8 protein-coding genes are annotated in these 8,609 nt (G+C 71.6%); 4 read left to right on the forward strand and 4 right to left on the reverse strand.

Features of this window, described 5'->3' with window-relative positions; translation table 11 throughout:
* The first annotated feature begins 15 nt into the window (after nucleotides 1-15).
* The gene (locus C1J01_RS54205) at nucleotides 16-162 is read left to right on the forward strand and encodes a DUF7737 domain-containing protein (protein ID WP_438943185.1); all 147 of its coding nucleotides are present in this window, start codon (nucleotides 16-18) and stop codon (nucleotides 160-162) included.
* Here C1J01_RS54205 and C1J01_RS43290 read toward each other — a convergent pair.
* From C1J01_RS43290 to C1J01_RS43300, 3 genes are all read right to left on the reverse strand, one after another.
* Entirely contained in the window at nucleotides 152-1,858 is a 1,707-nt protein-coding gene (locus C1J01_RS43290) for an acyl-CoA dehydrogenase family protein (protein WP_111184847.1), read from the reverse strand. The two genes, C1J01_RS54205 and C1J01_RS43290, sit on opposite strands and share 11 nt — an antisense overlap.
* 25 nt (nucleotides 1,859-1,883) lie before the next feature.
* On the reverse strand, nucleotides 1,884-2,849 hold the full coding sequence (locus C1J01_RS43295; RefSeq protein WP_111184848.1) for a hypothetical protein: 966 nt from the start codon (nucleotides 2,847-2,849) through the stop codon (nucleotides 1,884-1,886).
* A gap of 126 nt (nucleotides 2,850-2,975) precedes the next feature.
* The gene (locus C1J01_RS43300; RefSeq protein WP_111184849.1) at nucleotides 2,976-4,373 is read right to left on the reverse strand and encodes a glutamate-cysteine ligase family protein; all 1,398 of its coding nucleotides are present in this window, start codon (nucleotides 4,371-4,373) and stop codon (nucleotides 2,976-2,978) included.
* 135 nt (nucleotides 4,374-4,508) lie between these two features.
* Between C1J01_RS43300 and C1J01_RS43305 the strand changes: the two genes are divergently transcribed.
* The 3 genes from C1J01_RS43305 to polX are packed head-to-tail and all read left to right on the forward strand — an operon-like array spanning nucleotide 4,509 to nucleotide 8,260.
* A complete protein-coding gene (locus C1J01_RS43305) occupies nucleotides 4,509-5,540 on the forward strand; it encodes a zinc-dependent alcohol dehydrogenase family protein (RefSeq protein WP_111184850.1) in 1,032 nt (343 codons plus the stop codon).
* Nucleotides 5,541-5,572: 32 nt separating this feature from the next.
* Nucleotides 5,573-6,541, forward strand: a complete 969-nt coding sequence (locus C1J01_RS43310) for an aldo/keto reductase (RefSeq protein WP_111184851.1) — start codon at nucleotides 5,573-5,575, stop codon at nucleotides 6,539-6,541.
* Nucleotides 6,542-6,580: 39 nt separating this feature from the next.
* Complete coding sequence (gene polX / locus C1J01_RS43315; protein WP_111184852.1) at nucleotides 6,581-8,260, forward strand: DNA polymerase/3'-5' exonuclease PolX; 1,680 nt, start codon at nucleotides 6,581-6,583, stop codon at nucleotides 8,258-8,260.
* A gap of 16 nt (nucleotides 8,261-8,276) precedes the next feature.
* Here polX and C1J01_RS50620 read toward each other — a convergent pair.
* On the reverse strand, nucleotides 8,277-8,609 hold a 333-nt coding region (locus C1J01_RS50620), incomplete at its 5' end, for a hypothetical protein (protein WP_181449289.1).

Here is an 8,609-nt window from a genome sequence, read left to right on the forward strand (position 1 = left end):
GACGCCTACCTGTGCATCGTCCCCGGCCCCGGCCGTGACCAGGTGTTCCTGCCCTTCGAGGAGGACGGCGGCCTGCTCTCGGTCATCCTGTCGAAGGCGTTCCTGCTGGCCGCCGACACCGCCATCGACGATGCGACGATCACCCGGCAGATCAGAGGGTGACCGCTCCGGCGAGCAGGTCGTCGAAGTGCTCCAGGTCGTCGGCCGGGCGGTCGATGCCGCGCAGCGGGCCGGGGTCGGCGAGGTGCGCGGCGGCGTAGAGGCGGGCCACCAGGGCCTTGCGGCCGGAGCCGAGCTCGCGCCGCTCCCAGCCGGCCTGCTCCAGCAGCAGGGCGGCCGCGTACACGTCGGCCATGAGCTGGGCCAGCGGATACAGGCGGGCCTCGGCCACCGCGGGGTCGAGCGACGACCAGGCGGTGACGGCCTTGCGCAGGTCGTCGATCCGCCCGCGGACGACGTGGGCCGTGACCGGGTCGTCCGCGGGCGCCTGATCCAGAGCTGCCGTCAGGCGGTCGAGGAACGGCTCGTGGGCGTTCTCGCGCAGCATGGCGCGGCGCACGTCGAGGCAGAGGATGTGGTCGCCGCCCTCCCAGATCGGGTTGACCTGGGCGTCGCGCAGCAGCCGGGCCACCGGCCACTGCTCGATGTAGCCGTTGCCGCCGTGCACCTCGATGGCGTCGCTCGCCGCCGTCACGCCGAGGCGGGCGGCGCGCAGCTTGATCAGCGCGGGCGCGAGGCGCAGCCGCGGGCCGAGGTGCCCGTCGAACACCATCGCCTGCGCGGCCTCGACCTCCACGATCAGCTCGGCGAGCTTGCGGCGCATCAGCGGCTGCTCGATCAGCGGCCGGCCGAACGCCTCGCGCGCCCTGGCGTAGCAGATCGCCTCGACCAGCGCGCGTCTGGCCACGCCGAGGCCCATCATGGCCACGCCCAGCCGGGAGCCGTTGGTGAGCTTCATCATCGTGCCGAGCCCCGAGCCGGAGCCCTCCCCCGCCAGCAGGAACGCCTCGGCGTCGGCGAACTCCACCTCGGCCGAGGCGACGGACCTGGTGCCGAGCTTGTCCTTGAGCCGGCGGATGCGCACGCCGTTGCGGCTGCCGTCGCGCCGCTCCCACAACACGAGGAACGGCGCCACCGCGCCCTCGGGCAGCCGGGCCAGCACGACGAACGCCGAGCCGTTGGCGTTGGAGGCGAACCACTTGAAGCCGGTCACCCGCCACGCGTCGCCGTCGGGCGCCGCCTCCGTCTCGAGCGCCGCCAGGTCGGAGCCGCCGGTCCGCTCGGTGAACATCTGGGCGGCCTCGCCGGAGTAGAAGCCGTTCGCGAAGATCTCCCGCACGCGGTCGCGTACGTCCTCGGGTGCGTGCTTCTCGGCCAGGGAGACCACCATGTCCCCGCCCGTGCCGAGCGCGCAGCCCATGCCGATGTCGGCCTGGTCGAGCAGGTACGTCCACGCGGCGGCGAGCGCGGCCGGATCCGCCCCATTCGCCTGGGCCTCGCCGGCGAACGACGGGGAGGTGAAGTTGTCCTCCATCAGCGCCTGCCGGGCGGTGTGGAACGAGGGCGGCATGACGACCTGACTGAGGTCCCTGCCCCACTTGTCGTACTTCTCCAGCCGGGGCGGGTTGCGGTCGGTCTCCTCGGCGCATTCGGCGACGAGGCCGCCCATCAACCCGCCCAGCCGGTCGAGGCGCGGCTCGGCCCAGGCGTATCCGGCGCCGAGGTGGCGCCGCATGAGCAGGCGCAGTGTCGGGTCGCAACGCCACCAGTTGCGCCCGGCGGCGCCCTGGTAGCGCTCGGTGGCGTAGCGGTCGCTGCGGTCTCCGCGGTCGAACGGTTCGATCAGATACCGACCCATGACCGCGAGTGTGACACAGCCCGGCTCAGAGCGGGACCGCGAAGATCGCCCGCTTGTTGCGGAACTCGGTGAGGCTCCACACCTTGCCGTCCTGCACCGTCAGGTCCTCCGGGCCGATCGGGAACGGCCGGGTCTCCAGCTCGCCGTCCGCGTACACCAGCAGCTTGCCGTTGTGGGAGGAGGTCTCGCCGCCCTGGCTCAGATACCACCGGCCGTCGCGCGACGTGGCGCCCTGGATCTTGGGGTGGCCCATGACGAAGGCGTCGTTGGGCTCGCCGCCCGCCAGGTCGAGGTCCCAGCGCGCCACCCAGCCGTCCGGGTCGTCGCCCCGGAACTCGCCCGTGACGAGCTGCGGCGTCGCGGTGCTGCGGTCGATCGAGACGAACGAGAACCGCGGCCCCGGCTTCACCACCCGCCAGAAGTCGGTCTGGGGGATCACGTAGCGGTAGCCGAAGGCGTGGAACTTGCGGCCGTGGCGGCCGACCCGCTTGCCGTCGCCGAGGTCGTCCTGGGCGGTGCGCAGGTCGAGCACGTTGGCCAGGTCGAAGACCCGCAGACCCCGGACGGTGTCGGCGACGTAGAGCAGGCCGCCGTGGCAGGCGATGCCGCCGGCGTGGATGTCGATCGGCCCGTACGACCCGTCGGGCCCGGCCAGGACGAGCAGGGCGTGCCGGTACTTCAGCGTCTCGGGGCTGAGGAACGTGACCCTGATGCCCCGCTCGCCGGCCTCCGGCTTGTAGTACCAGCTCGCCATGAACACCGGCACGCCGAGCGTCCCCGAGTCCTCGCTGCCGGTCAGGCCCTGCGGGTACCAGTCGGCGGTGTCCTGGTCACCGTCGTCGAAGGCGTACCAATGGCTGGGCCTGGGCTTCATGTCGCCGATCGCCGCGGTGCCGGCCTTCGTCCCCGCCGTCCTGTTGGCCTCCTCCAGCACCGTCTCGACCGGCACGCTCCCGAGCCCGCCGGCCAGCTTGGCGGCCCCCTCCGCCAAGTCGTCCGTCGCACGTTCCAGGGCAAATGGCGTTGTTTCCGTGGAAACCATCCCCGATGCCGCCATAATCTCCTCACCTTTTCCGTCTCTTTACCAGTCTGACGGAAAGGCGGCGATCGGGGCGGCTCATGGCCACAAATGCACGGGCAACCCGGAAAGCGCCAGCTCACGGTAGCGCCGCACCATCCGCCGCCGGTCGCCGCCGAACCGTTCCAGCGCCTCCCGCTGCCACACCGATCCGGTGCGCCGCAGCCGGGTGCGCTGCTCGATCACCCCGAGGGCCCGGTCGGCGTCGTGCGGCTTCACCCCGGCGGCCAGCAGGCCCTCGCGCGCCTCGGGCAGCAGCCGCAACACCAGGTCGGCGGCCTCGAACGCGCCGTCGTCGCCCGGCCAGGACAACTTGGCGTCCAGCCCGCTCATGGCGGCCCGGTAGAAGTTCTGGTACGCCTGCGCGAACCGGTAGCCCGTCAGGTCGCGCTCCGCCTGCGACAACGTCAGCCCCAGCAGGAAGGCGGTGTTCGCGGCCATGTCCGCGCACGACGGCCCGGCGGGCAGCGCCCGCATCTCGATGCGCAGGTGGCCGCCGTCGGCGGGGTCGTAGACGGGGCGGTTCCACTGCCAGACCGTGCCCTGGTGCAGTCGCAGCTCGGGCACGTCGTAGCGGCCGGCGTCGTCCGTCAGGTCCGGGACGATCGGGTCGTAGTCGCGCACGTACCGCTCGAACAGCTCGTACGCCCCCTCCCGCACCCAGTCGGAGCCGAACGTGACGCGCCCGTCCCTGCGCTCGCCCCGCTGCACGTCGCGGTCGTCGGCCGCCTCCTCCATCAGCGCGATCCGCGTCTCCTCCCACAACTGCCGGCCCACGAAGAACGGCGAGTTGCCGCACACCGCCAGCACCGGCCCGATGGCCAGCTGGGCGGCGTTGAACAACCGGGCGAAACGTTCCGGCGGCGTGCGGATGTGCACCTGCCAGGAGGTGTTGGCGCTCTCGAGGATCACGTCCTCGACCGACAGCTCCAGATCGTCGATCTTCACCAGGAACGGCTCCAGGCGCAGCCGCCTGATGCCCCTGCTCATGGCCCGGTAACGGTTCTGGTCGCTCATCGCCCCCAGCGTGAAGTCCTCGGTGTCGAGGGTGGGCAGGATGCCGATCGGCAGCGCTCCCCCGTGCTCCACGGCCTCGTCCACCTTGGTCATCGTCTCCTGGACCTCCGCCGCCAGCGTCTCGAACGGGGTGCCGGACAGCGGGATCGGGGTGAGATTCACCTCGAGGTTGTAGCGGCCCAGTTCCAGCACCACGCGGGGGTCGTCGAGCGACTCCCTGACCTGGCTGTTGCGCGGCAGCGGCCTGCCGTCCTCGTCGATCAGGAACAACTCCAGCTCGGCCCCGATCGTGGCCGGTCCCTGGCCGAAGCCGGGGGTGTCGAGCAGCTCGCGCAGCACGCCGAGCTGCTCCTCCATCCGTTCACCGAAGCGGACGTACTCCTCCTCGGTAAAGCGCTCCTTGTCCAAGTCTCGTCCCATCACCCCCCTCTGTCCGCGTCACCGGATTTGACACCTCACCAGGAAGGCGCCGGTCACGCGGTCCGACGACCGCGGGCGGCTCGCCTTCCCACCAGGCCTTGCGCGACCTGCGGCGACTGGTTCTAAGCTCATGAGATGCGAGCGGTTGCCTTTGACATCTTCGGTGGAGAGCTCGACGTACGCGAGCTGCCCGATCCGTCCCCCGCGCCCCACGGGGCGGTGATCAGAGTCGAGGCGACAGGGCTGTGCCGGTCCGACTGGCACGGCTGGCAGGGGCACGATCCCGACATCTCGGTCCTGCCCCACGTGCCGGGCCACGAGCTGGCGGGCGTTGTCGAGGCGGTCGGCTCCGACGTGCGCGGCTGGCGGCCGGGGGCGCGGGTGACGGTCCCGTTCGTCTGCGCGTGCGGCACGTGCCCGTCCTGCGCCACCGGCGACCAGCAGATCTGCGAGCGGCAGACCCAGCCGGGCTTCACCCACTGGGGCTCCTTCGCCGAGTACGTCGCCATCGACCACGCCGACGTCAACCTCATCGACGTCCCCGAGGACATGGCGTTCTCGACCGCGGCCGGGCTCGGCTGCCGGTTCGCCACCGCGTTCCGCGCCGTGGTGCAGGTGGGCGAGGTGCGCCCCGGTGAGTGGGTGGCCGTGCACGGGTGCGGCGGCGTCGGCCTGTCGGCCGTGATGATCGCGACGGCGGCCGGGGCCCGGGTGGTGGCGATCGACGTCAGCGGCGAGGCCCTGCACCTGGCCGAACTGGCCGGGGCCACCCACTTCGTCAACGGCGGCGACGGCGACGCCGCGGCCCAGGTCAGAGAGCTGACCAGGGGCGGCGCCCACGTGTCGATCGACGCGCTGGGCAGCGCGCAGACGTGCGCCGCCTCCGTCGAGAGCCTGCGCCGCAAGGGCCGCCACGTGCAGGTGGGGCTGCTGCCGGGCGGCGCCACGCCGGTGCCGATGGACCGCGTCATCGGCCACGAGCTGCGGCTGCTCGGCAGCCACGGCATGGCCGCGCACGCGTACCCGCCGATGCTGGAGATGATCAGGGGCGGCATCCTCCACCCCGACCAGCTCGTCACCCGCACGATCGGGCTGGCCGAGGCGGGCAAGGCGCTGGCGGCGATCGGGTCCGTGCCGGGCGTCACGATGATCGACCCGCGGTCCTGAGTTCCCGATATTCGAGTCATATGGTGACTTGTATGGAATACATGCGTCTCGGTAACACGGGTTTGACGGTCTCTCGGGTGTGCCTCGGCATGATGAGCTACGGCGACCCCGCGCGGCAGGAGTGGGCGCTGCCGCAGGACCAGGCCGAGCCCATCGTCCGCAGGGCGGCCGACGCGGGCGTGACGTTCTTCGACACCGCCGACGTCTACAGCCGCGGCGAGAGCGAGGTCGTCACCGGCGCCATGCTGCGCGCCGTCTTCCCGCGCCGGGAGGACTACGTGCTGGCCACGAAGGTCTTCTTCCCGATGGGCAAGGGCCACAACGACCGCGGCCTGTCGCGCAAGCACATCCACGCCGCCATCGACGCCTCCCTCCAGCGGCTCGGCACCGACTACGTCGACCTCTACCAGATCCACCGATGGGACGACGAGACGCCGATCGAGGAGACGATGGAGGCGCTGCACGACGTGGTCAAGGCCGGCAAGGCCCGCTACATCGGCGCGTCCAGCATGTGGGCCTGGCAGTTCGCCAAGGCGCAGCACGTCGCCGAGGTCAACGGGTGGACGAAGTTCGTCTCCATGCAGAACCACTACAACCTCCTCTACCGGGAGGAGGAGCGCGAGATGCTGCCGCTCTGCGCCGACCAGGGCGTGGGCGTGATCCCGTGGAGCCCGCTCGCCCGCGGCGTGCTGGCCCGCGCGGGCTCGTCCGCCACGACGGCTCGGACGGGCTCCGACGCGCGGATCGGCGCCCTGTACGACCCCGAGAACGACAAGGTCGTGCTCGATCGGGTCGCCCAGGTGGCCCGCGACCGTGACCTGCCGGCCGCCCAGGTCGCGCTGGCCTGGCTGCTGCACCAGCCCACGGTCACCGCGCCGATCGTCGGGGCGACGAAGGACCGGCACGTGGACGACGCGGTGGCCGCCGTGTCGGTGTCGCTCTCGGCGGAGGAGCTGGCGTTCCTGGCGGAGCCGTACCGGCCGCGCCAGGTGCGCTTCTAGCGGTCCGAGAATGTCGGGGCCGCCTCCTAAGGTAGGGGCATGCGGGCGAACGATGAGGCGGCGGCGGCGCTGCAGGAATACGCGGAGCTGTTCGCGCTCTGCGGCGGCGACGCGTTCCGGGTGCGCAGCTACCAGAAGGCGGCCAAGGCGATAGCCGGGTTCCCGGAGGACATCTCGGTGGTCGACGTGCGCTCGGTCCCCGGGGTGGGCGAGGCGATCGCCAAGAAGATGGAGGAGTTCCTGCGGCGCGGGAGCTTCCGGCAGCTCGACGACCTGCGGGGCCGCGTCCCCGAGGGCGTGCGCCGGCTGACCCGGGTGCCCTCGCTCGGGCCCAAGACGGCGATCATGCTGTACGAGGAGTTCGGCATCGACTCCACCGCGGCGCTGAGCGAGGCGATCACCTCCGGCCGCCTCGACGGCGTCAAGGGCCTCGGCCCCAAGACCCTGGCCAACCTGCTCAAGGGCGTCGAGCAGCTGGAGCAGTCGGGGCGGCGGGTCCACATCGGCATCGCGACGGCGCTGGCCGAGCAGGTGATGGCGTCGCTGCGGGCCGAGCGCATCGCGTACGCCGGCTCGCTGCGGCGGATGAAGGACACGATCGGCGACATCGACATCCTGGCCGTGGCGCCCGAGTCGATCATGGACGACTTCCGCGCCCAGCCGTACGTCGCCGAGGTCATCGCCGCCGGCGACAAGAAGACCTCGATCCGCACGACCTCCGGCGTCCAGGTCGACCTGCGGGTGGTGCCGGCCGGCTCGTGGGGCGCGGCGATGCAGTACTTCACGGGCTCCAAGGAGCACAACGTCGCCATCAGGGAGATGGCCGTCAAGCGCGGCTGGAAGTTGTCCGAGTACGGGCTGTTCGAGGGCGACAGGGTGATCGCCGCCGAGTCCGAGGAGGACATCTACGCGGCCCTCGGCATGCAGTACGTCCCGCCGCCGCTGCGTGAGGACGGCGGCGAGGTCAAGGCGGCGCTGAAGGGCGAGCTGCCCGTCCTGGTGCAGCCGGCCGATCTCAAGGGCGACCTGCACACCCACACCGACCTGACCGACGGCATCGCCTCGCTCGACGACATGGTGGCCGCCGCCCATGCCCGCGGATACGCCTACTACGCGGTCACCGACCACGCGCCCGACCTGGCGATGCAGCGCATGACCCTGGACAAGGCGCTGGAGCAGCGCGGCCTGCTCGCCCGGTTGCAGGAGAAATATCCCGACATGCGACTGCTGCACGGCACCGAGCTCAACATCGCCCCCGACGGGTCGGTCGACTGGCCGGGCGAGATCCTGCGGGAGTTCGACGTCTGCGTGGCCTCGGTCCACTCCCATTTCGGCATGCCGCGCGACGAGATGACCCGCCGCTTCATCGCCGCCTGCGAAAACCCGTACGTCGACATCATCGGCCACCCGACCACGCGCAAGATCGGCAAGCGCGGGCCCGTCGACGCCGACTGGGACGCCGTCTTCCGGGCGGCGGCCCGCACGGGCACCGCCATGGAGATCGACTCCTATCCCGACCGCTCCGACCTGCCCGCCGATCTCGTACGGCTGGCCAAGCACCACGGGGTGAAGTTCTCCATCGACAGCGACTCCCACGCGATCCCCCACCTGGCGCACCAGCGGTTCGGGGTGGGGATCGCGCAGCGCGCCTGGCTGACGACCGACGACGTGATCAACACCTGGCCCCTGGAGCGGTTGCTGACCTTCTTCGGGCGTTAGGAGGGCCGCGGCTGACTCATCCGGTCCAGGGCCGCAGCCAGCCGCGCCAGAGCCACAGGCCCTCGTGGTCGCCGCCCTTGAGCCGTACCCAGTGCTCGGCGCCTTGGCCGGGGGCGGCGCAGGTGGCCGCCAGCGGCGCGTCCGATGGAGTGAGCTCGGCCCGGGTCGGATTGCTCCCGCCCGGGTCCGACTTGAGCGGCACCGCGTGGTCGGCGTCCACGACGTAATGACAGGTCCGGTCATGAGCCGTGTCCGTCGAGAGGGCGGTGTCGGCGGCACTCAGCAGGGCGGCGCGGTCGGCGTCCGCGGTCGAGGCGGGGGTGAGCAGGGCGTCGGCGGGGGCGAAGAG

Origin of the sequence: Nonomuraea aridisoli, from assembly GCF_003236395.1 — a bacterium.
GTDB lineage: Bacteria > Actinomycetota > Actinomycetes > Streptosporangiales > Streptosporangiaceae > Nonomuraea > Nonomuraea aridisoli.